This is a genomic window from Lachnobacterium bovis DSM 14045 (genome assembly GCF_900107245.1).
Classification (GTDB): Bacteria; Bacillota; Clostridia; order Lachnospirales; family Lachnospiraceae; genus Roseburia; species Roseburia bovis.
On the sequence record NZ_FNPG01000015.1, the window covers coordinates 50,911 to 76,179 of the forward strand.

A 25,269-nucleotide genomic window follows, 5' to 3' on the forward strand; every position below is an offset into this window, starting at 1 on the left:
GAGAATAAATGAATAAGAGAGTATTTAGAGATATAAAATCAAATATAGGAAGATATTTAGCACTTTTTATTTTAACTGTAGTTGCTTTGGGAATGTATGTTGGATTTATTTCAGGTACAGATAGCGCTAAAACCACATTTGAAAAATATTTAAGAGATAATAATGTAGAAGATGGTTACGTTACGCTAGAAGGGAAAATTGATAATAGAATAAAAAAAGATGTTGAATCTTTAGGAATAAAATTCTATAACAATTATTATGTTAATCATAAATCAAAAGATGGATCAGTCGTTAGAATTTTTGATGAACGAACAAAATGTGATTTGCCATATGTAAAATTAGGTAGATTACCTAAAAATTCTGATGATATTTTTTTAGACCAGATTTATGCATCAAAGAAAAAATTACATTTAGGTGATGAAATAACTCTAGCTGATAAAAAATACAAGATATGTGGTATAGGCGCATTTCCTGATTATGCAATTAGTTTAGAAACAGCTACACAGATGTTAGCAGATAGAAGCAAATTTGGAGTCGGAATGGTTTCAGAATCTGTTTTTAATGAACTAGATAAAAATGATATTGTGTACAATTATTCTTTTAAATATACCAAAAAGTACTCAGACACAGAAAAAAAAGAAAAACTTAGAAAAATGGTCAAGACTCTTGTATGTGTGTCAGCAATAGAAAGTTACGGAAAGTTAGATGAAGCTTTTGAAAAAATGAGCAATGTAAGAGAAATCAAGTCTTATTGCGGAATAGACAATAATAAAAGAGTATCTGTAGTAACACAAAAAATGAAGTCAAATAAATCAATGGCATCAATGTTCGTTTGGGTTGTAATTGTCATTATAGCGTTTTTATATGTGGTGTTCACAAAACAAACAATTCAAAAAGAATGTTCAGTATTAGGAACACTGATGGCTTTAGGAATCAAAAAAATAAATATTCTAATTTCATATATTATAGCACCTTGTGTAATTACATTTTTAGGAAGTTTAGTTGGATTGCTTTTAGGAGCAAAGGTATTATATTTACTTCCAATTCATAGCTTGTCAGGCTATTATAGCATACCAGATTGCAAAGTAAATCTTGATGCTGCAGTGATTTTAGTAGCAATATTTGCACCAGTAATATTAATTGCAATTATAAATAGTCTATCAATCTTAAAAGCTCTAAATAGAAAACCATTACAATTGATCAGACATGATTTGAAAAAAACAAGAGGCATGAATAAGAGCCATTTGAATTTTGGAAGCTTTGATTTTCGCTTTAGATTAAGGGTATTTGCAAGCAGTATGGGAGCATACGTTTTGTTGTTTATTGGAATATTCCTAGGAGGTTTCTTGATGATGTTTGGAGTAGGAATGTCATCTTCTTTCGACGGATATATAGAGAAACAAAAAAACAATTCTCTTTGTAAATATCAATATTGTGTATCCGATGGTTATGAAATAAAAAATGATGCTGTAGAAGAGGCAACAGTAGGAAATTTCGAATATACAGATAAAAAGCTTAAACAAACTTATAGTATTTCAGGTATTGGAGTTATTAAGAACAGTGATTTTTTCAAAAAAATAAATAGGTTAACATCTGATGAAATAATAATTTCAAAAGATACTGCTCAAAAATTTGTATTAAAGAAGGACGATGTTATAAAACTTGAAAATTCAGCAACAGGTCAAGTTGATAAATATAAAATCAAAGATGTAGTAGATTACAATCTAGGATTATGCTTTTTTACACAACAGTCGGAGATGAATAATATTTTGTTAAAAGATGTAAATTATCTTAACTACTATTTTTCTAACAAAAAAATCGATATACCAAAGAAATATCTTGTTTCAAAATTAAGCGTAGAAGATTACGTTTCAAATGGACAAGTTATGAAAAATGCTATGAAGTCAATGATTATGATGTTCCCTACAGTTGCAGTGATAATATATATGATTATTATGTATATTTTAATAAAATTAGTTATTTCTCAAAATGAAATTGGTATTTCTATGCTTAAAGTCTTTGGATTTACTGAAAGCGAGATTAGGAAAATGTATATTAATACCAATACGATAATTACAATATTGTTTGTTTTAATATCCTTGCCTTTGCAATATAATTTCATGGTTTCTATATGGCCAGCATGTATTAAGACAATTCCAGGATATATTGGTTTTGTTATGGAAGGAAAGCATTTATTAATAATCGCATTAACAGGTATTGTATGCTATTTTATTGCAAATGTTACGTCGCTGAATAAAGTAAAGAAAGTTCCAATGGTAATAGCATTAAAGAATCAGGATATTTAAGGAGTTTAGAATATGAGTGAGAGCGAAAAAAAGGTTTATAAGATTTGGTGTGATGCCTTTAAAAGGGAAGATATATCTGTTGAAGATAATTTTTTTGAAATTGGAGGAGATTCTTTAATAGGCATGAAAATTGTAACTGCATTGAGAATGAAATTAAATTCTATTGAAGTAGAAGATTTTTTTGAGTATCAAACTATAAAATCGATTGCTACAAAAATAGATTTAGATTACGAATGGAGGGAATAAAAGAATGAAAAAAGTATACAAGGCGTCGTATATGCAGGAAGGCATTTTTTTCCATGATATGCTGTCAAAAAAGGCATTATATTATAATCAGGCGAGATTTGGGATTGAAGGAGTATTAAATTTTGAAGTCCTAAAAAAAAGTGTGCAGCTTCTAGTTGATTCACATGAGATATTAAGAAGTAGATATTATATTGATGATAAAAAAAGTCTTATGGTTGAAATACTTGAAAAAGGGGAAAAGAAGCAGCAAATAGTTTTCAAAGATGTTTCAAAAATGAAAAAAGATGAAATGGAAACATATTTTGAAAATGAGATAAAGAATCAAAACAATATTAAAGTTGATTTAGAAAAATCAGAATTGATGAATATGACATTATATCGTGTGAGAGAAGATTATCATGTTCTTATATGGGGATGTCACCATATTGCATTAGATGGTTGGTGCATGTCAATCCTAATAAAGGAGTTATTTGAATATTATAATGAAGGACTAAAAGGAGTATTTAAATTAAAAAAGGAAGTACCGTATTCAAATTACTTGAAATGGCTAAGCGATAACAATCAGGATTTAAATAAAAAATATTGGAAAAGTTATTTAGAAAATAAACCGGAAACATTTTTATTGCCTACTGAGGAAAATAATGATTCACTCGGAATCGAAAGAAAAACAGTAAAATTAAAAATATCAAAAGAAAAAACAGCTTTGATAAAAGAATTAGCTCTTAAGTATCGTTTGACAGTAAGTACATTGATACAGGGTGTATGGGGATTATTGTTATGTAAATTTAGTAATAAAAATGAAGCTATATGGGGGTGTGTGACATCGGGGAGAAGTGTACCAGTTGATGATGTTGAGAACATGGTAGGACTTTTTATTAACACATTACCTGTGATTTTTCGTATAGATAGAGAAGAATCTTTTATTAATCAGCTAAAGCAACTTGGAAAAGATATATTTCAGGCAGAATTCAAGAGTGGAATAGCATTAAGTGAAATTAGTGATAGGCCACAAGAATTATTCAATCATATATTGGCATTTGAAAACTTAGAGTATTCTAAAATGTTATCTGGAATATCTTTTGGAACAGTTAAAATTACTGATCCACATTTTTATGATAGAACTAATTATAATCTAACTATTAAGGTTCAGCCAGCAGATGAAATCAATATAGAGTGGAATTATAATCCAAGGGTGTTTGATAAAGAGGGAATAGAAATACTTTCACATAGTTATGAGGCTTTAATAGAACAATTAATTAAGGAACCTGAAAAGAAAGTATGTGAGTATAAGCTTATGACTAAGACTGAAGAGGAAAAAATTATACTTGAGATTAATAAGAAATATAAAAAAAATGAATCCCTACAAACAACTCAAGAAAAGTTTATGGATATTGTAAAAAAATATCCAAATAATATAGCCTTATCAATGGATGGACAAAATGTTAAGTATATAGAAGTTTTAGATAAAGCTAAAAGAGTTGCAGCGTATCTACAGAGCAAAGGTGTAGAAAAAGGAGACATTATAGGTATTGAGGCAACAAGTAATATAAATACAATAGAATGTCTAATGGGAATATTGCTTGCAGGATGTACATTCCTTTCGTTGGATTTATCGTTACCTAAAAAGAGAATAGATTTTTATTGTGAGAAAGCAGAAGTAAGAATTATTTTATCGGATGATAAAAATAAATATTTAGATGAATCTAAGCTAATTTCAAAAGCAGAGGTACTAGGGTATAAAGATGGAGAATTTCAGAAAGTAGAATATGGAATCAGAGACAACGCGTATATTTTATTTACTTCAGGATCAACAGGGGAACCTAAAGGTGTAGCAGTCTCAAGTGGAGCATTGTGTAGTTTTTCATGTGTTTCAAAAAAAAGTTTGTTGCATGGAGAAGTAAATGATCGTGTTGCACAGATTGCAACGCTAGCATTTGATGCTTGTATTTTTGAAATATTTACAACATTGTTAACAGGGGGCAATGTTGTAATTGCAACTACCAAGGATAAAGAGAGTGCATTAAATTTAGCTGCTTTTTTCAGAAAGAATAAAATAACAAGAGCTTTTATAACTACGCAATTATTCAATTTGATTGTGGATGAAGATGTACATTGTTTTGAAAACTTTAGATGTGTTTCAACTGGAGGAGAAAGAGCGTCAGCTATTCATTTTAAAAAATTAATAGAGGCGGGAATGAAAGTTTCACTTGTTAATGGATATGGACCTACAGAATGTGTATGTTTTGCATCAGGGTATGAAGCTACAGAAAAAGATCTTGATAAAGAAGAAATTCCGATAGGTTATCCCAACGAAAATCATACATATTATGTATTAGATGAGGATGGAAATTTATGTCCACCTTTTGTTGTGGGCGAGCTATATATAGGTGGAGAAAATGCTTCGGGTTATTTCAAAAAAGAGGATTTAACAAAGGATAGATTTGTAAGCAATCCGTATAAAGAAAATGAAGTGCTGTATAAATCAGGCGATATGGTTAAATATGTAAAAGGCGATGGAATGATTTATATGCATCGAAAAGATTCACAGGTGAAGATTCGAGGATTTAGAATTGAAACAAATGAAATAGAGTATGCATTAAGTAAGTGCAAAAATGTAACACAGGCCTGTGTCAAAATAAAACAAAAGGGAGATGCATGGAAGATTTATGGCTATTATATTGCCAATAAAAATATAGATAAAAACGAAATAAAAAATGAACTTTTAAAAACCCTACCATCATATATGATTCCAAATGTATTGATTCAAATGGAAAGATTTCCTTTAAATAACAATGGAAAGCGAAATCTGGATGCATTTCCTGATGTGGATGAAGATACTGAGACATTGTTTATGCCACCTCAGAATAATGTACAGAAAATGATACTAGAGGTCTGGCAAGAAGTTTTAGATAATAAAAACATAGGAATATATCATAATTTCTTTGAAAATGGTGGAGATTCAATAAAAGCAATGCAAATAATAGGAATCATGAAAAAAAATGGTTATGATTCAGAAATAAGAATGATTTTTGAAAATCCAACAGTTGAAGCATTCTCTAAGAAAGTACATTTAGGTAAAAACATTGATCAAGAAATAGTAGAAGGTGAAGTAGAGTTATTACCAATTCAGAAATGGTTTTTTCAACAAAATTTTGAAAAACAGAATCATTTTAATCAAAGTGCTTTATTAAAATTAAAATATGATATAACTAAAACTCAATTGAATAAAATAATGAAAGTGATAGTAAATCACCATGATATGCTTCGTAGTATGTATGTTTGTGTAGATGAAAAAGAACAAATATATGAACAAGAAATTCAATCAATAGATGCTGTAACTTTTCAAATTCATGAGTATTTAGTAGAAAATGATTCAGAAAATAGGACAAATGAAATCCTTAGAGAACTTCAAAGTAAAATGGATATTGAAAAAGGTATTCTGATGCAACTTGGATTGATAAAGAAGAAAAATGAGACATTATTGTTTATAGCTGTTCATCATCTTGTAATGGATGGAGTGTCTTTTAGAATAATACTTAGAGACTTGTCTGAGTTAATAAATAGCGAGATAAATAATATTTCAACGAAACTTTTACCTAAAACTGTCTCATATAGGAAATATGCCGGTGAGCTTAAGAAATTTGAAGATGAAACATTTAAAAATACTCCATGGGATTATATAGACACTGAAAAACTAGAATGGTTACCTAGTAAAAATGTTTTGAAGTTAGCAGATAGGAATTGTAAAACATTTATAATAGATGAACCTCACAAGAATCAATTAGAAAAATATATCAGAGAAAAAAGAAATGTTAAATTTGCGGACGTTTTGTTGGCACTTATTGGAAAGTCAATTAGTGATGTTTTCGATTTGAAAAATTTTGCTATAGATGTAGAGCACAACGGAAGAGGATTTAAAAATCAAAAATATGATCTTTCAAATACTGTAGGGTGGTTTACTTCAATTTATCCAATTGTATTTGATATTGGAGAAAAAAATGTAGACTCTCTTATAGGAGAGGTATCTGAGAAACAAATAGAACTAAGAAAATATAGCAGTGAATTCATGGCAAAACGAATGTCAGGTAAAGGTACGGATAAAATTTATAAAATTAATCCTACGATTTGCTTTAATTATTTAGGAAGTTTTGATGTTTTAGAGAATGAAAACTTAGCATTTGAAATAATCGCTGATAGTTCACAGGATAATAGAGAAAAAAATCAAAAAACACAGTATGAGATTGAAATAAACTCTTTAATATTAAATAAGTCGCTTTATTTTAGAATTGATTACAATAAGGATACTATAAGTGAGGAAAAAATAACACTATTAACAGATAAAGTTGAAGGATATATAAGGTATTTAGGAGAAGTTACATTAAAAAAATTTTATGAACCTTTTTCATTATCTTCATTACAAATGGCTTATTATATCGGAAAACAAGATTATTATGAATTAGGTGGTTTTACAACTCATAATTATATTGAAATGGAAACTAGAGTAAATATAAATCAACTAAATGATGCTCTTCAAAAACTTATTGATAACCAGGAAATGTTACGTACAGTAGTTTTAAAAAATGGAAAACAAAAAGTACTAAAAAATATTCCTAAATACAAGATATACATGGAAGATCTTAGGAAAATGACAAAAGAAGAACAGAAAGCACGAATAAAAGAAAAAAGAGAAAAGCTTTCACATTATGTATTTGATATATACAAGTTTCCTATGTTTGACATAAGTGGTTTTATTTTATCAGATGAAGAAAAGTATCTTTTTATAGGGTATGACACAATAATGATAGATTCTGGTAGCGCAAATCTTATGATTAGAGATTTGGCATATTATTATTTTCATCCAAATGAAAAGCCTAAAGAATTAGATTATCATTATAGAGATTATATAAATGATATGGAGACAATGAAATTAAATGAGAGTTATAAGGAAGCCAAAGCCTATTGGGATAAGAAGCTAGAAACATTTCCAGAAGCGGTAAAGCTCCCAATGGTTTGTAATCCTCAAAAAATAAGTAAAGGCCATTTTTTGAGAAAAGTAAAAAGATATAAAAAAGATGAATATGGCATATTAAAGAAAAAAGCAAGGGAACACGGAATGACGGTATCAGCGCTGTTGTTAAGTGTTTATGCACAAGTGATGAATTTTTATAGTGGAATGGATAGATTTTCGCTTAACCTCACTATTTTTAATAGGCCAAACTTCCATAAAGATATTGAAAAATTGTATGGTGATTTTACGTCAACTATCTTATTGGATTTTGATCTTTCAAATAATGAAAAATTCTGGGATGAAAGTAAGAAAGTACAGAACACTCTTGAAAAGGCATTAGAGAATAGAATATATGATGGAATCAGTTTTTCTAGAGATGTAATGCAAAAGTTTAATTATTCAAGTTCTAAAGCTGTTATGCCAATGGTATTTACAAGTCTTTTATTTGAGCAGGATGTTTGGAAAGATGTAAAAAAAATTGGAGATGTGAAGTGGCAAATAGGACAAACACCTCAAGTTTATGTGGACTTTAATGTTCTTGAACAAGAAGGACAACTTGTGATTCAGATGGATTATGTCAAGGAATTATTTGATGATGAGATGATAAAAAGTGTGTTTAATGCGTATTGTCAAATGTTAGATGACGTGATTATTGAAAACCCAAAAATAAGATTTCCGACATTAACATTGACGGAAGTGGAACAAAGAAAAGCATATAACAATACAAGAAATGATAGTAGTTTAAACAGATCTTTAACAGAATTGTTTGCTAAGAGTGTGGAGCAATTTCCTGATAAAACAGCAGTAATTTGCGGTAAAAATAGATTAACATACAAACAATTAGATTTATTATCTGATTGTGTCGCTTGCAATTTAGTTAAAAATGGTTTGAATCATAAAAATATTGGATTAAACGTAGAGAGAAAGATAGGAACAATAATTAACATTTTAGGTATTTTAAAGGCAGGCGGTTGTTATGTTCCAATTTTACCTGAATTTCCGGAAGAAAGAAAAAACTTTATTTGTAGAATGGCTAATATAACTAAGATACTTTATTCCGAAGATTATTTGGATATAAAAGATGTAGTTTATGACATTAATCTTAATGAGTATAAGTCTTCCCCAGAAGACAGTGCGTATATTCTTTTTACATCAGGAAGTACAGGAACTCCAAAGGGAGTTGAGGTATTAAATAAATCAGTTGCAAATAGTATAATCGGTGCAAATGAAGTATATGGAATTAATTCTACTGATATTTTTATAGGAATGTCAGAAATGAGTTTTGATATGTCAGTGTATGATATTTTTGGAGCACTATCATCAGGTGCAACACTTGTAATGGTTGAAAATATACATGCAATTGAAAATATTGCAGCTTTAATAGAAAAATATAAGATAAGTGTCTGGCAGACAGTGCCTGTACTAATGCAGATGTATATGCAAATACGAAAAGAGGGACAAGGAAAGTCTTTGAGACATATTATGCTTGGAGGAGATTTTGTTCCTAAAAAATTAGCAAATGATATACTAAAGGCTTTTCCAAAAGCAAAATTTATGAGCATTGGTGGTCCAACTGAAGTGGCAATTATGGACATTTATTATAATGTAAAAAAAGTTAAAGATGAGTGGAATAGTATACCATATGGATATCCAATAAGAAACTCTCAGCTATATATCATGGATAGTAAGGGACGAGAGTGTCCAAATGAAGTAATGGGTGAAATAGTTGCAGGTGGAATTGGTATCGCAAAAGGTTATGTTGGAAGTACAGAATTAAATGAGAAAAAGTTTTATAATCACCCAAAATATGGAAGATTATTTAAAACAGGTGATTATGGAATATTTAAAAATGAAGGATATATTGAGATTTGTGGAAGAAAAGATAATCAAGTGAAAATCCAAGGAATGAGAATTGAACTTGGAGAAATAGAAAATATATTCTTGAGTTATGAGAAGGTAAAACTTGCAGCAGCAGTTATATATGAAAACAGTAAAGGAGCAAAGAGTATTATTGTTTTTGTTGAAACAACGGAGGAAATCTGTAATGTAGATGAATTAAGAGAGTATTCAAATAAATATTTGACGGATTATATGAGACCAAAGGTTATAAAAAAAATCAAAAAAATGCCTATTTCAAAAAATAATAAAATTGATAGAAGAAGATTACTAGAAATTTTAAATGAAACAGGAATAGAAACTAAAGTTGTTGTATCACCCAAAAATCAATTAGAAGAAAAACTGTTAAAGATTTGGAAACGTATATTAGGTATTGAGGATGCAGGCGTTACAGATGATTTCTTTGAAAGTGGAGGAAATTCTTTAAAAGCAGTTGAATTTTTAACACAAATAAAAAAAGAAATAAATTGCGATAATCTTTTACTAACGGATGTTTTAATAGCAAAAAATATACGAAATCTTTCGGATATGATAACTAGTGACAAAAAGAAAGAAATTATAAGGATTCTTTCAAATAAAAAAGGTCATAATAAAAAAGCGTTCTTTATTCACGGAGGCAATGGAAATTCGGACAGTTACGAAAGTATAGTAACAGATCTGTCAGATACTTTTAATTGCTATGGAATAGACTTTACAGAAACAATAAGCTTAGAACCTAAAAAAATCTCATTAGCTAAGTTAGCTAAAAAATATGCAAAAGCAATATTAGAGATGACTTCGATGAATGAAGAAATAGTATTAGTTGGGTGGTGCATAGGTGGAACTATTTGCTTCGAAATAGCTCGAATTCTTGAACAGAATGGCTATGAAAAAATAAAACTTATATTTATAGATACTCCAGAACCTGGAAATGATAGCTTTTATGAGTATTCATTGGAAAGTGAATATAATTTTGTTAAAGAGCATTTCTTAGAATTTGATGTTGAATACTTAAAAAAATGCAAAACGGTTAAAGATTTTTGGGAAGAAGTATTAGATACTGTTGAACATGATAAAGAGTTAGAAAACAAAATGCAGAATGCTTTTATCGAACAGACAGTTGATATATTAGTTAACCCTCTGAATCTTTCAAATAAAGAAATGATTATGGTAAATAATTTCTTTAGAAGTACAGTTGATAATGCTCACAATATGAGATTAAGTGGAAAGCTTTATAATACAGAAGCTATATATATTCAAGCAGACAGAGGAAGTGTAGCTAGAAAACCTGAAAAATGGCAGGAATATATATCTAAAAAAATGATTATTCATAAAACAAGTGGATCTCATTTTGAAATCGTTATTAATAAGAAGGAAAATTATCGTAAATGGATAGTATAGAAAATGATAAAAGAATAGTTTTGTATAATATCGCAAAGAAAGGAATAAAAATTGGAGAAAATAGTAAATAAATGGATAGCGCATGAAAGCAATATAGATAAGAAAATTAATTTATTTTGTTTTCCACATGCAGGAGGATGTGCTGCAAATTATGCAAAATTTGGAAAAGAGATAGAGAATATGTCTATAATGCCAGTACAATATCCTATGCGTGAAAAAAGAATTCGAGAAAAGATGAGTAAGTCAATTCAAGAATTAGCACAAGACTTTGTGAATGAATCTATTGATATAATTAACGAAAAAGAGTTTTGTTTATTAGGACATTGTAGTGGTAGCATTGTTGCATATGAAGTAGCAAAATATATGAAAAAGCAATATGGAATTGAACCTAAAGTACTTTTCGTTTCCTCTTGTTATGCGCCTAAAGATTATACAGTGCCTAAATTGAGTGACTTAAATGATGAAGAGTTATTAAAAATGATTAAAGAAACAGGTTTTGTTTCTTTAGAATTATTAGAAAATCCAATTATGTTTGAATATTTTAAAAATATTGCAAGAGCTGATTTTTTATTGCAAGAAAACTATGTATGTAGTAATAACTTTGTATTACAAACACCAATAGTTGCTATGTATGGATTAGATGATAACAATATTTTAAATAGAGAATATATTGATAATTGGAAGAAATATACAAGTAGTTTATTTTCAACAGAAGTATTTGAAGGCAATCATTTTTATTTAGAAAGTAAAATAAAAGAAGTTGGAGTTGTTATTGAAAAATATTTAAAAATGGAGTTAGAAAATGAATAAAAAAAGATTATTAACAGATGTGCAATTTGCATATATGGCGGGTAGAAATGAAAACATTTATTTAGGTGGTGTATCGACACATTTTTATATTGAATTTGACAGAAAACTTGTACCTGAAAAGTTAGAGTTGGCTGTAAATAAATTAATAAAAAAGCAAGAAATGATGAGGGCATATATCTCAGATGATGGAACACAAACAATACTAGATAAGGTGCCTTATTATAAAGTTAAATGTGAGCAGCTTGATAAAATGCTTGAAGAAGATAAACAGAAGGTTTTAAGTGAGTACAGAAAAAATACATCTAATAGAATATTCGAATTAGGAAAATGGCCTATGTTTGAATTTCATTTGTTTAAATTAGATTCAAACATGTATAGACTTGCAATTGATTTTGATATGATGATTGTTGATGGAATGAGTACAGAACTTATAATTCAAGAAATTTTACATTTCTATGAGGATGGTGAAGATGAAAAATTAAAATATAATTTTTCTGATTACCTAGATTATAAATTTCAAAAAAATGAAGATTTAAAAGAAAAAGAAATGGATTTCTGGAATGAAAGAATTGAAGATTTCATTTCTGGCCCTTTTTTGAATAAAGTTGATAATGATTTGCCAACTGTACCACAATTTGATTATGTAGAGCAAATTATTGATAAACAGGATTGGGACAAAATTAAAGTACAGTTAAAAAAACAAAGAATACTTCCATCGATCTATTTGTTAACTTCATATGCTAAGACTGTGTCTAAGTGGATGAATTGCAATAGAATTACAATAAATATGACAATATCCGATCGGAAAGGTGAAAAGGGAATGAATCTTTCTGGAGTAATTGGTGATTTTACCAAGATTATTCCAATTGATTTTGATTTTACTATTCATAATGATATATATGAAATTTGTAGGATTACACAACAAAAGATTTCATTATATAAAAAACATTTAAATTGTAATATGTTAGCCTTTGCAAAGGAAGTTTGCAATAAAGATGGTGTAAAAAACAAAGCTGCGTTTCCATTTGTTTTTACAGGAATGTTTTTTGATTTAGCAAAACAAGGATGGAATGATTTTGGAGAGAGAGTTTATCAGGTTAGTCAAACACCACAGGTCTTACTCGATAATCAAATCACCTTAAAAAGTGGAGAATTAACAGTACATTGGGATTTTCCAAAGCAATATTGGATAAAAGACAAATTAAAGAAAATGCAAGACTATTTTATGGAAATAGTATTAAATGGAAAATCTGATTCATTAAAAAACTATACAATGGATTTTTTAAAAAAATATAATAATACGAAAAAAAATGATTATTATGTTTCTCCTATAGCAATGATAAAGAAACAAGCAGTAGTGAAACCAGATGATACTGCAATCATGACAAAAGATTCTGAATTGACATACGAAGAATTAGATGAGATGTCTACTAAAGAGGCTAATTATCTGATTGAAAAATATGGATATAAAAAAGGATTTATAATTGAAGATGAGAGACACTATACAACTATTGTCCATATGCTTGCGGTTGCTAAGACAGGGGGATTTTATGTCCCTATTCAAACGGATTTACCATCTAACAGAAAACACTATATTATGGAAAAAAGTGAGGCTGAAGCTGTTCTTACGAGAGAAACTTATAATGAAAAAAATATAAATTCTTATTCTACAGAGAATAACTTTGTAGAAGAAAATCCAGATGATTTATTATATGTAATTTATACATCAGGAACTACAGGACAGCCTAAGGGTGTTAAAATTACTAGAAAAGCGATGATGAATACCGTATTAGATATAAATAATAGATTTCAAGTGAAAAACGATGATACTTTTATTTGTATATCTTCTTTTGGTTTTGATTTATCAGTTTATGATGTTTTTGGAGCACTTATTAAAGGGGCGTCTATTTTTATTCATGATAGTAGAGAAAATGTGTATGACATGATTAAAGAAATAGATGAATTTAAAATAAGTGTATGGAATACAGTCCCAGCAATAATGCAACTTTTAGTAAACGAATTAGATGAGAATTATATTAATACTACATTGAGACTAGTGTTATTAAGTGGAGATTGGATATCAATAGATTTGATTAATAGAATAAAAAGTAAGTTTATAAATGCTCAAATTATTAGTTTAGGTGGAGCAACAGAGGCTTCAATTTGGTCAATTTATTTTCCAATAAAAAGTATCGAGTCACAGTGGAAAAGCATACCATATGGATATCCATTATCTAATCAGAAAATGTATATATTAGGATATGATAAAGATCCACTTCCAAAAGGAGTAGAGGGTGATATTTATATTGGAGGAGATGGACTTTCGCTAGGTTATCAGAATGATGAAGAAAAAACAAACTTGGCATTCATAAATCATCCAGTTTTAGGTAGATTGTATTACACTGGTGACAGAGGATATTTTTCAGAAGCAGGATACATGGTATTTTGTGGACGATATGATGGACAAGTGAAAATACATGGAAATAGAATAGAACTTGGAGAAATAGAAACATGTATAAAAAAGTTGCCTAATATTGTATCAGCAATTGCACAAGTTGTTTCATTAGATGAAAATGTAAAAAAATTATTTGCATATTATGTTCCAAGTGAAAATGGAAAATATGATGTGGAGTGGATAGATAATACGTCCCAAAAACAAAAACTAGTGTTAGATGAAAAACAAAAAAAATTACCAAGTCATATAACAGTAGAGGAATATGTTGATATGACTGATGCACTAGAAAAAGTTAGTAGTGCTATTATAAACAACGCTTTTTATAAGTTAGATTTTTTTACAAGAGAAGGGCAGATTTATTCCATTGATGAACTTTTTTTAAGCGGAAGAGTAGTAAAAAAATATAATAAACTTTTAAATCAATGGGCGGATGTTTTAGCAAAAGAAGAAAAAATAAGCAAGATTAAGGAAGGCATTTATAAGGTTAAAAATCCATTAAAAGAAGTAAATGTTGACGAATTATATCATGACATTAAGAACAAAAGAGGTATTTCATATTGGAAAGGTTCATTTGAGTTTTTAGATTTATGCAACAAAAATGTGATTAATATTCTTAAAGCTGATGTCAATCCGTTAACTATTCTTTTTCCAGAAGGAGAGACAAATAGAGCAGAGAATATCTATCGATCTAATCCTGTTGCAGAGTATATGAATATGCTCACTGCTAGTATTATAGAAGAATACGTAAAAAATTGGAATAAAAAAAGGCAAATACGTATACTTGAATTTGGCGCTGGAACTGGAGGAACAACAAAGAGCATACTTGAGCGTGTAGAAAAATATGAAGTAGATTATACATTTACAGATATTTCAACTTTTTTTACAGAAAAAGCAAAAGAACAGTTTAAACAATATGATTTTGTGAAATATGGAATATTTAATATAGATGAATTGCCTCAGAAACAAGGTTATTCTGAAGAAAGTTTTGACATTATAATTGGTGCAAATGTTCTCCATGATGCAATGGTTATAAAAAAAACACTGAAGAATTTCAGATATCTTCTTTCAAAAGAGGGCTTATTAGTCGCTTTAGAGGTTACTACGAATAAGATTTTTCATAAAGTTTCAATAGGATTTATAGAAGGTTTTTCAGGCTATAATGACGAACGTTTGAAGAAAAATGAGCCATTGTTAACGGTTAAAGAATGGAAAAATCAGATGAAAGAATGTGGTTTTACAAATGTACAATCATATCCAAACAATAATTCTGTTGCAAATGCGTTTGAGCAACATGTTATGTGCTGTTATGCTTCGTCAAAAAGAGAATATACAAGTGAAAAAGAATTATTGAAGAATTTAAAAAACAATTTACCACCTTATATGATACCAGACAAAATATATTCACTATATGAATTACCTTTGAATAAAAATTCAAAAGTGGATTTTAAAGAATTACCATTTGATTTTAAAAGTACATCAAAAGATAATTCAAAAATTGTAAAGCCAGTAACTAGAACAGAAAAATTATTACATGAGATAATGTGTGAAATTCTGGATTATCAAGAGCTTAGTATAGATGCTAATATATTTACTTTAGGTGCAGATTCGTTGAAATCTATCAGTATAATAACCAGATTAAAGAAACATAATATGGAGGTTTCTTTAAGTGATTTGTATAAGTATTCAACAATTAAACAATTGGCGGATTTCATAGAAAATTTTAATGAAGGTGTACAAAATGAATTAGAAGAATTATCAGATTTTAAACCTGATTTAGAGCATAGATATGATCCATTTCCATTGAGTGATCTTCAAGAGTCATATTATATTGGAGCACATGAAACAGAAGGTTTTAACAGCATTCCAACAGCAGGATATGTAGAAATTGAGTGTCCCAATTATGATAATGAACGATTGAATAAAGTCATAAAAACAATAATAGAACGTCATGATATACTCAGAGCTTATATAGATAAAGATGGAATACAACATGTGTTGAAAGAAGTTAAAGATTTTAGAGTTGAAACAGTTGATCTTAGAAGATTTAACAAAGCTAAAAAAGAAGAAGTTTTGGCAAAAACGCGTAAAGATATGGTGGCATCAAGACTTGATTTAACTAAAGCGCCATTGTTTAAATGTATAATTTCACAGATTAAGGATGATTATGCTATTATACATATTTATGCTGATGGACAAATTATGGATGGATGGAGTTTTCAATTATTTTTCACAGAACTAGGAAAACTTTATAAGAATCCTGATAAGAAAATGCCACCTTTAAAAGTTACATTCCGTGATTATATAAGATATCGTGAAGCTGTAAAAACAACCCAAAAATATGAAAACGATAAAAAATATTGGATGGAAAAGATAAACAGTTTACCAGCTGCTGGTGTATTGCCATTGGAAAATGATATTGATAAACTGGATTCAATAGAAGGTATACAAGTGGAATGTGGACTAGATATAGAGTCATGGAAAAAGATTGAGAAAAAGGCTATTGAGCATGGTGTTTCAGCATTTTCTGTTTTGATGACTTCTTTTGCGCTTGCTGTAGCAAAATGGAATGACAAGAGAAGATTTTTATTGAATATTCCAGAATTTTATAGACCTAAATTTCATGAAGATATATATAAAATTCTTGGAGAGTGTGCGTCGTTTTTACTTTTTACAGTAGATGATAACAAGGAAGATACTTTTTGTGAGAAGGTAATAAAAACTCAGCAGCAGATAATGGAATTGAAAGATCATAATAGTTTTAGTGGAATGGAAGTTACAAGAGAGATATACCGTAATAATAACGGATACAATGAAGTGCTTGCACCATTAGTTTTTGGAATGTTACCGGATGCTCAAGAGTTTGAAGACGAGTTTATAAATATTCAAAAAGAAGGTATGAGAATAAGATATCAAGAAAATCATACTTCACAAATATGGATAGATGTAAATACATGTGTTTACAGCGATAGAATAGAATTTAATTATAATAGTCTCAAAGGACTTATAAAAGTAGATATATTAAAAAAACTTGCTGAGATGCAAAAAAGTGTTTTATTGAAAGCGGCAAATGATGATAACTATTGGAATTCAAAAGTTGAGATTGAATTGCCAGAGGAAGATAAAAAAATTATCGATATGGCAAATAATACAGAAAAAGAATTTAAAATTCCAACAATGTCTTTACCAGATATTTTATCGGAATCATTTGACAAATATGCTAACAATGTATTAATTAAAATGAAGGATAAGTCTTACACTTATTCAAAAATTCAAGAAATGGTTAATACTTTAGCTTATGAATTAAAAAAACACGGAATTAAAAAAGGTGATTTGGTTGCGGTATATATTGGAAAAGGATTAGAACAAATTGTCAGTGCTTTAGCAGTTCAATATATAGGTGCAGTTTATGTGCCAATCGAATATAGTTATTCGAATAATATTTTAAATAATACATTGAAATGGATTGACTGTAAAAGTATTATCGTTATGTATGAAGATAAAGCTGAAGTGTCAAAATTTGTTTCAAATGTTATAAGTATTAATGAAAAAACATTAATTAGTAATAATAAGCCAATTAAGGTTGAAAAAGTATCATCTAAAGATGTTGGAATTATAATACATACTTCAGGAACAACTGGAAGACCAAAATCTGTTATGATTAAGCATGAATCTTTAGTTAATGCAATTATGTTTACCAATAAAAGATATAACGTGTCAAGTGATGATAGCGCCATAGCGGTCACTAATTATGCACATGATATGTCTTTATATGATATTTTTGGAATGATACAAGTAGGTGCATCAATTGTGGTACCAGAAGAAAGCAAATCAAAAGATCCAGAGTATTGGATAGAGCTAGTAAAAGAGCATAATGTAAGTATATGGAATTCTGTACCGGCAATGCTTGATATGTATTTGGAAGCTTTAAAGACTAATAATATCTTAGATGTTTTATCTTTACGATTAATTATTTTGGGAGGAGACTACATAAAACCTTCTCTTTTAAAGAAGTGTAGACAATATAATACATCTGTTAAATTTGTATCCGTAGGTGGACCTACGGAAACGACTTTATGGAATATTTTTCATGATATTGAAGAAAAAGATATAGCAGAAGGTGTTATTCCGTATGGAAAACCAATTGATAATAATAGATACTATATACTTAATGAAAATATGCAGCAAGTACCTTTAGGAGTGACAGCAACACTTTATGCAGCAGGAATCGGAGTTAGTTCAGGATATTGTGAAAATACTGAATTGACAGCTGAAAAATTTATCTATTGGAAAGGAGAAAGGTTATATAATACAGGTGATAAAGGACATTATCGTGAAGACGGAACAATTATATTTGATGGGCGAGAAGATCAACAAGTGAAAGTGAATGGTAAGAGAATAGAATTATCAGCTATTTCGTCACAGGCAGAAACTAATGAAAAAGTCAGACAATCAGTTGCTATTTTAAATAAAAAAAATCAAATCGTTTTATTTTATACAGGCGATAAAGCCATAGAAAATGAAATAAGAATGACTTTAGAAGAAAAGATTCCTGATTATATGGTTCCTAAGCGTTTTATTAGGGTTGAAAGAATTCCAATGACTTCAAATGCTAAAGTTGATAAAAAAGAGCTCAGAAGAATATTTGATGTTCATATAAATCAAAAACAAATAAAAGAAAAAAAGACAAATTCACAGACATGTTTAGAAGAACTTTTAAAAGAAAAGTTTTGTGATTTGCTAGAACTTTCAGCAGATGAAGTAAACATTGATTCGGATTTTTTTGCAATGGGAGGTAATTCATTAATTGCTATGAAGTTATTGTCTCAGCTTAGAGAAACATTTGAAGTTGATATTACACTTACGGATTTATTTACAACATCAACTATAAGAGAAATGAAAGACCTACTTGAAGAAAGAAATGCTGTAATTAAAATATAATGTGTGTATTATTAAAATAAAATGTATGTAAAATTAGATTATAATGCATGCACAATTAAGATAAACAATAAAAGAGTACAGTATTAATATTTTTAAGATAATTTCAAATGCCTATTAGCAAGTTTATGGTATCTTGCTAGTAGGCGTTTTTAGTGTGTTTTACGACCACTTAAAGAGGCTTGCTTCGTCACTTTACGCGTTATAATTATTGTGATATCATAAAAAAAGTAACAGAAATCGTAAATAGTAGTGAGGGTATGAAATGAATACAAAAAACTTTAAGTGTTTTCAGATAGTGTATGAAGAAAAGAATTTGTCAGCTGCTGCTAAAAAGTTATTTTTGACACCTCAAGGGTTAGGAAAAATAATTAGAAATTTAGAAGAAGAATGTGGGGCAACTTTTTTTATACGTACAAAAGAGGGGTTTGTTGCGACAGAAAGTGGTAGACTTTTTTATAAAAAAATAATAGACATCAACAAGAGTCTTAATGATTTGATGATAGAAGTTGAACATTTAGAAAAAAAAGAAAAAAGATTTAAAGTAGGTTTTGCTTCTGGAACAATAAGAAGTATTGATATAGCTAAGTTAGAAGAGTTCATGGAACAGCATAAAGAAATTGAGCGTAGTTGGACGGAATGCGAGAATAGTTATGTAAAAAATCAAATATTAAACGGAGACATAAGTTTTGGATTTACAATAGGAAAACCACAAGAAAAAAACCTCAAATCTGTTTTGATTGATTCAAAAGAAGTTGTGTTATATGTGTATAGAGGACACAAATTATGGGATAGAGATAGTGTGGATTTGCAAGAGATAAGAAATGAAAAAATAATCTCAATGAATGAAAAACATCACATTTATAATGATCTGATTGATGCGTGTAATTTATATGATTTTATTCCAAATATTGTTGCTTTAGTAACAGAAGGAGAATCTATCTATCGTTTAATAAAAAACAGAATAGGAATCGGAATTTCTCCCAAATTTTATCCTGACACTGACGAGATTCGTGCAATTAAAATAAATGGCGGATATACCTGGGATATTTACGGTGTGTATAGAGAAGATACAGCAGATAAAGAAATTGCAGAAGAATTGATTAATTTCTTTTAAAAAAAAGGATTGAAAGGTCTGAAAATTGCGTATTTGCTTGACTAAATTGCAATTTCATAAGATAATATAATTGATTAATTTTACTGTTTGATATGTTAGAAACATAGGAATTAGAAACTATTTTATGAATGAAAAAATAACAAGGAAGATTGGAGAAAAATATGAAAAAATTTGACGTTATCGCATTAGGCGAATTATTAATCGATTTTACAAGTTCAGGAGTTAGTTCACAGAATAATCCAATGTTTGAGGCTAATCCAGGTGGAGCACCATGTAACGTATTATCAATGTTATCTAAATTAGGAAAGAAAACATCTTTTATTGGAAAAGTTGGAAATGACGCTTTTGGAGTTCAATTAGAGAAAGCGATTGTTGAGTGTGGAATCGATTCTACATATTTAAGAAAAGATGATAATGTTCATACAACATTAGCATTTGTTCAAACTCTTGAAGGAGGAGATAGAGATTTTTCATTCTACAGAAATCCAGGTGCAGATATGATGTTAACAGCAGAAGAAGTACCTTGTGATGCAATTGCAGACTCAAAAATTTTCCATTTTGGAACATTATCAATGACACACGAAGGTGTTAGAGAAGCTACTAAAAAAGCAATCAAAGCCGCCGAAGAAGCTGGAAATATTATTTCATTTGACCCAAATCTTCGTCCACCACTTTGGAATTCTTTAGAAGAAGCTAAAGAGCAAGTATTATACGGACTTGCACATTGTGATATCCTAAAAATATCAGATAATGAGATTCAGTGGTTAACAGGAGAAGAGGATTTCACTAAAGGTGTTGAATGGATTAGGAGCAGATTTAATGACATTAAGCTTATTCTTGTTTCAATGGGTGGAGAAGGAAGTAGAGCATACTATAATAATGGTATGGTAGAGGTCGCTCCATTCTTACAGGATACAACTATCGAAACAACAGGAGCTGGAGATACATTTGGAGCATGTGTATTAAATTATGTATGTGAAAATGGTTTAGATAATTTGTCAGAAGATAATCTTAAAGAGATGCTTACATTTGCTAATGCAGCTGCATCTATCGTTACAACAAGAAAAGGTGCATTAAGAGTAATGCCAACAAAAGAAGAAGTTGAAGCTCTTATTGCAACAAGATAATAGTAGTTACTCTTTTTTATCGATATTTTGATTTAATGTAACATTGTTACAGAGAAGCTCTTTAATTCTGTGATAATATTTTTTCAACGAAAGATAAACACAAGTAAGAAAGAGAGGAATACAAAATGTCAGAAGTGATTTTAACAAAGGATAATTTTAACAAAGAGGTATTAGAAAGCGATATTCCAGTATTAGTTGATTTTTGGGCAAGCTGGTGTGGACCATGTAAAATGATATCGCCAGTGATTTCAGAAATTGCAGAAGAATATGCAGGAAAAGTAAAAGTTGGAAAAATAAATGTAGACGAGCAGCCGGATTTATCAGCTCAGTTTAATATTGTAAGTATTCCAACATTATTAGTTTTCAAGAATGGTCGCATTGCAAACAGTAGCGTTGGATTGATTCCAAAGGATGCAATAGTAAAATTGTTTGATTAAAAAATATATAATACCTATATTAAGTAAGCTTTATAGATAAAATCGGTGAGAAAGGACAAGATGATGGATACTGTTGGTGAATTAGTTAAAAAACTAAGATTCTACGATAAATTAAATGATACAGAGCAAGCTGCAATTTTAAAAGGCTCTATCATTAAAAAATACAGTAAAAATCAAATTTTACATGACCAAAGTAGTGAGTGCCTTGGAATGATATTAGTTTTATCAGGAACGGTAAGCGTTACTATGCTATCTGAAAATGGACGGGAAATCAATTTATACAAGATAGGCGCTGGTGATGTAGATGTCCTTGCTGCATCGTGTGTAATACATGAACTGACTTTTGAAACATCAATAGTGGCTCAGCAGGATTGTGAGGTTTTGGTGATACCAGCATCAATAATTTCAAAAATAGAAAAAGAAAACATATACTTACACAGTTACATATTAGAAGTTGTTGCAGATAAATTCTCTGAAGTAATGTGGACAATGCAACAGATTTTATTTAAGAGAATTGATCAGAGAATAGCAATATTTCTCCTTGATGAATATACCAATAACCACAAGAGTCTTACAATTAAAATCACACAAGAGGAACTAGCAAAAGATATTAACTCATCTAGGGAAGTTATAGCAAGAATACTAAAAAGAATGTCAGAAGAAGGCTTGATAGAGTTGTCTAGAGGAAAAATTTTTATCAAAAATTTTGACAACATAAAAAAATTAGCAATTACGGATTAATAATAATTTGTTTTGCACGATTGTACATCTTATATATAAAAGAAAAAGCTTGTAATAGACGTTCTAATAATAAAAAAGAAAAATTAAAAAAAGAAAAGAGACCTCGCATTTACGGTAAAATATAAGAGAAGCCGTTAATGCGATAGTCTCTTTTTTTATATAATTCTAATATTCTGCAAATAATTGTTCTAATTTTGCAGTGTCAGCTTTTATAGTTAATGCTAATCTTAATAAAATAGAAGCTTTTTGAGGTGATAGGTTGTCAGCTGCAACGGTATTTTTGCAAAGCAAATTATCTTTTGTTATAACACCGTCGTCAATTCGTGAAGATATAACAACAGGAATCTTAAGGTCGTTAATTACATTAACCCATTTTTCACTGAATTCTCCAGCACCAGCACCAGCAATAACAATACCTTCAGAATTTTTTGCAGCATATTTTAATATTTCAGGATCTGCATCTACAGAAAAATAAACAATCGAAACCTTTGGAAGATTGGTTAATTTTGAAATATCAAATTCTGACTGTGAGGTATGTTTTTTGGCTGGACTTTCGTACAAGAAAACAGCTCCATCACGTACTATACCAATTGCTCCCATCTCGCCTGCTGAAATAGCTGTTACTTTGTATGTGCTAGTTTTTACAACAGAACGTGCTGAAAAAATCTTGTCTGAAAATACAGTGAGAACGCCTTGTCCTACTGCTTTATCAGATGCTGCAACACATACAGATTCATATAAGTTCATTGGACCATCAGCTGAGATAGATGTAGATGGACGCATAGAACCGGTTAGAACTACTGGCTTATCTGTTTTTACAACTAAATTCAAAAAATAAGCTGTTTCCTCCATGGTATCAGTTCCGTGTGTAACAACAAATCCTTTAACATCGTCTCTGGCAGACATTTCATTTATTTTTTTTGCAACTGTAAGCCATGTTTCGGCAGTGATGTCATCAGAGTTGACATTACATACCTGAACTGCCTCAATGTCAGCAACATTTTTTAATTCAGGGACAGCTGATAATAAATCATCAGCTGAAAGAGAACCTGGTTTATATCCGGCTGTTTTACCTTTTTCGCCAACACCAGCAATTGTTCCACCAGTTGCAAGTACTACAACTTTTCCTTTACCTTTAGTTGATTCATTTGAAGATGAAGAAGTTGTTGATGTTGTCGTTTTTTTAGAAGCACTTACGGATGCTTTAGTTGTTTTTTTTGCATTTTTATCATCGGAACCACAACCTAAAAGAGAAAGGACCAAGATAAAGCAAAGAAGTATGCGTAAAAGTTTTTTCATAATAGTCTCCTTCCAAAAATAAAAAAATAACTTTGACTGGTATACACCAATATTAGAGCAATAACAAAATCGATAATGTTAAAGTAAGTATAAATGATAAAATTGATAGTTTCAATATGAAAAAATATATGTAATTTATAAAAAAACATAGGTATAAAAATAAAAATATATAAAAAATAAATGATAAAATTATAAAATGTATAAAAAATAAACAAAGAAGTCAGAAAATAAATTGTAGAAAAATTAAAATTAACACAAAAAGAAGTCAGAAAATAATATTATTTTAGCTATCATTGTTTGTCGAATTGCGTTAAAATAATACTCGTAGATGAAAAACGTTTATAGCAATTGATATTTTTAATCTACACACCGTTTGTTTGAGCCTTGGCTTAGTATCATATAGCAACTCACTTTTAGCGGGGTGTCTGCCGAGGATAACAGCGATGTTTCTTTTTCAGTCATTTTTTTCTAACGAAAAAAGTGAATAAACGACAATTTGAATGGGGATTTTCCCGTACAGAAAGGAGTAACAAAATGGAAACATTAGAGGCAAAAACAAGAGTAGAAGGAGTTAAAGCAAAAAAACTTCGTAGAGAGGGATGGGTAACAGGTTCGATTTGTGGACATGAATTAGAGCATTCGCTTTCAATTCAGTTAGATGCAAATGATACAAAAAAATTCCTCAAAAATCATTCAGTAGGTAGTAAACTTACACTTAAGGTGGATGGGAAAAAACATTTGACATTGATTAAATCAATTGATTTTGAACCAGGAAGTAATAAGTTGTTAGACATTAACTTTATGCAACTTGTGGCAAATGAAAAAGTTAAAGCAGTTGCTGAAATCGTATTTGAAAACGAAGATAAGGCAAGAGGTTTCTTGTCATGTGAAATTCGTCAAATTGAATACAAGGCTTTACCAAAATATTTAGTTGAAAAAGTTGTTGTAGATGTTTCACAGTATAAAGTTGGTGAGTCACTTTCAGTTGGAGATCTTGATATTTCAAAGAATAAAAATGTTGAGGTACTTACTCCAGCAGATATTAGTGTGCTTCATGTCTTAGCTCATAGTAAGATGAAAGCGGAAGTTACTGAAGAAGAAGTAGGAGAAAGTGTAGAAGCTACAGAAACTTCTAAGGCTTCATAATAAAACATCATAATTAAAAAAGGATAGATGTAAAAAACAAAATAATATAGAGATTCCCTGTTCATTTGTTAAAAGGATATGCATTTGTGAATTAGAATGCACTTCATATCAGATGAAGAGGGAATTTTTTTTAAAAATAATAGTATAAATAATCAAAAGAATAAACATATAAGTAAGGTTTGAGATAATAAAAAAATCCCCAAAAATCTAAAAAATATTTCAAAATCCGCTTTATTGGACAGTATATAAAATATAATTCTTGTGAATGAATCCTAGAATGAAAAACTAAACCTGTACTTTGACAACTGAAAATGGCTAAAAAAGTCTAGTTTACTTTTGCAACGACTTCTTCTAGCAGAGATGATA

Annotated in this window: 11 protein-coding genes; 10 read left to right on the forward strand and 1 reads right to left on the reverse strand. The window is 29.4% G+C overall.

Annotated elements, in window-relative coordinates; genetic code table 11:
• Positions 1 to 8 precede the first annotated feature (8 nt).
• The 9 genes from BLV79_RS06990 to BLV79_RS07030 all read left to right on the forward strand — a co-directional run bounded on the left by BLV79_RS06990 (position 9) and on the right by BLV79_RS07030 (position 22,458).
• Positions 9 to 2,306 carry an FtsX-like permease family protein gene (locus BLV79_RS06990; protein ID WP_074717474.1) on the forward strand — a complete coding sequence of 766 codons (2,298 nt, stop codon included), beginning with the start codon at positions 9 to 11 and terminating at the stop codon, positions 2,304 to 2,306.
• Positions 2,307 to 2,318: 12 nt separating this feature from the next.
• Positions 2,319 to 2,552 carry a phosphopantetheine-binding protein gene (locus tag BLV79_RS06995; RefSeq protein ID WP_074717476.1) on the forward strand — a complete coding sequence of 78 codons (234 nt, stop codon included), beginning with the start codon at positions 2,319 to 2,321 and terminating at the stop codon, positions 2,550 to 2,552.
• A 4-nt stretch (positions 2,553 to 2,556) separates the two neighbouring features.
• Positions 2,557 to 10,836 (forward strand): non-ribosomal peptide synthetase, encoded by an 8,280-nt coding sequence (locus BLV79_RS07000; protein ID WP_074717478.1) that lies wholly within the window; start codon positions 2,557 to 2,559, stop codon positions 10,834 to 10,836.
• A gap of 51 nt (positions 10,837 to 10,887) precedes the next feature.
• Positions 10,888 to 11,646 carry a thioesterase II family protein gene (locus BLV79_RS07005; RefSeq protein ID WP_074717480.1) on the forward strand — a complete coding sequence of 253 codons (759 nt, stop codon included), beginning with the start codon at positions 10,888 to 10,890 and terminating at the stop codon, positions 11,644 to 11,646.
• Entirely contained in the window at positions 11,639 to 19,039 is a 7,401-nt protein-coding gene (locus BLV79_RS07010) for a non-ribosomal peptide synthetase (protein ID WP_074717482.1), read from the forward strand. The genes BLV79_RS07005 and BLV79_RS07010 overlap by 8 nt, the downstream gene beginning before the upstream one ends.
• 262 nt (positions 19,040 to 19,301) lie before the next feature.
• Positions 19,302 to 20,153, forward strand: a complete 852-nt coding sequence (locus tag BLV79_RS07015; protein ID WP_074717484.1) for a LysR family transcriptional regulator — start codon at positions 19,302 to 19,304, stop codon at positions 20,151 to 20,153.
• A gap of 161 nt (positions 20,154 to 20,314) precedes the next feature.
• Positions 20,315 to 21,280, forward strand: a complete 966-nt coding sequence (locus BLV79_RS07020; protein WP_074717486.1) for a carbohydrate kinase family protein — start codon at positions 20,315 to 20,317, stop codon at positions 21,278 to 21,280.
• 125 nt (positions 21,281 to 21,405) lie between these two features.
• On the forward strand, positions 21,406 to 21,717 hold the full coding sequence (gene trxA, locus BLV79_RS07025; RefSeq protein ID WP_074717488.1) for a thioredoxin: 312 nt from the start codon (positions 21,406 to 21,408) through the stop codon (positions 21,715 to 21,717).
• Positions 21,718 to 21,780: 63 nt separating this feature from the next.
• A complete protein-coding gene (locus BLV79_RS07030; protein ID WP_207645669.1) occupies positions 21,781 to 22,458 on the forward strand; it encodes a Crp/Fnr family transcriptional regulator in 678 nt (225 codons plus the stop codon).
• A gap of 165 nt (positions 22,459 to 22,623) precedes the next feature.
• Here the strand turns inward: BLV79_RS07030 and BLV79_RS07035 are convergent, their stop codons facing one another.
• Positions 22,624 to 23,757 carry an asparaginase gene (locus tag BLV79_RS07035; protein ID WP_083354492.1) on the reverse strand — a complete coding sequence of 378 codons (1,134 nt, stop codon included), beginning with the start codon at positions 23,755 to 23,757 and terminating at the stop codon, positions 22,624 to 22,626.
• 534 nt (positions 23,758 to 24,291) lie between these two features.
• Here BLV79_RS07035 and BLV79_RS07040 point away from each other — a divergent pair.
• Positions 24,292 to 24,903, forward strand: coding sequence for a 50S ribosomal protein L25 (locus tag BLV79_RS07040; RefSeq protein WP_074717492.1), 612 nt, complete (start codon positions 24,292 to 24,294; stop codon positions 24,901 to 24,903).
• Positions 24,904 to 25,269 lie beyond the last annotated feature (366 nt).

What these genes read in the sequence shown, in the direction of transcription:
- BLV79_RS06990 (WP_074717474.1), top strand. Translation starts at nt 9, where the DNA reads ATGAATAAGAGAGTATTTAGAGATATAAAATCAAATATAGGAAGATAT.
- BLV79_RS06995 (WP_074717476.1), top strand. Translation starts at nt 2,319, where the DNA reads ATGAGTGAGAGCGAAAAAAAGGTTTATAAGATTTGGTGTGATGCCTTT.
- BLV79_RS07000 (WP_074717478.1), top strand. Translation starts at nt 2,557, where the DNA reads ATGAAAAAAGTATACAAGGCGTCGTATATGCAGGAAGGCATTTTTTTC.
- BLV79_RS07010 (WP_074717482.1), top strand. Translation starts at nt 11,639, where the DNA reads ATGAATAAAAAAAGATTATTAACAGATGTGCAATTTGCATATATGGCG.
- BLV79_RS07015 (WP_074717484.1), top strand. Translation starts at nt 19,302, where the DNA reads ATGAATACAAAAAACTTTAAGTGTTTTCAGATAGTGTATGAAGAAAAG.
- BLV79_RS07020 (WP_074717486.1), top strand. Translation starts at nt 20,315, where the DNA reads ATGAAAAAATTTGACGTTATCGCATTAGGCGAATTATTAATCGATTTT.
- trxA (WP_074717488.1), top strand. Translation starts at nt 21,406, where the DNA reads ATGTCAGAAGTGATTTTAACAAAGGATAATTTTAACAAAGAGGTATTA.
- BLV79_RS07030 (WP_207645669.1), top strand. Translation starts at nt 21,781, where the DNA reads ATGGATACTGTTGGTGAATTAGTTAAAAAACTAAGATTCTACGATAAA.
- BLV79_RS07035 (WP_083354492.1), bottom strand. Translation starts at nt 23,757, where the DNA reads ATGAAAAAACTTTTACGCATACTTCTTTGCTTTATCTTGGTCCTTTCT.
- BLV79_RS07040 (WP_074717492.1), top strand. Translation starts at nt 24,292, where the DNA reads ATGGAAACATTAGAGGCAAAAACAAGAGTAGAAGGAGTTAAAGCAAAA.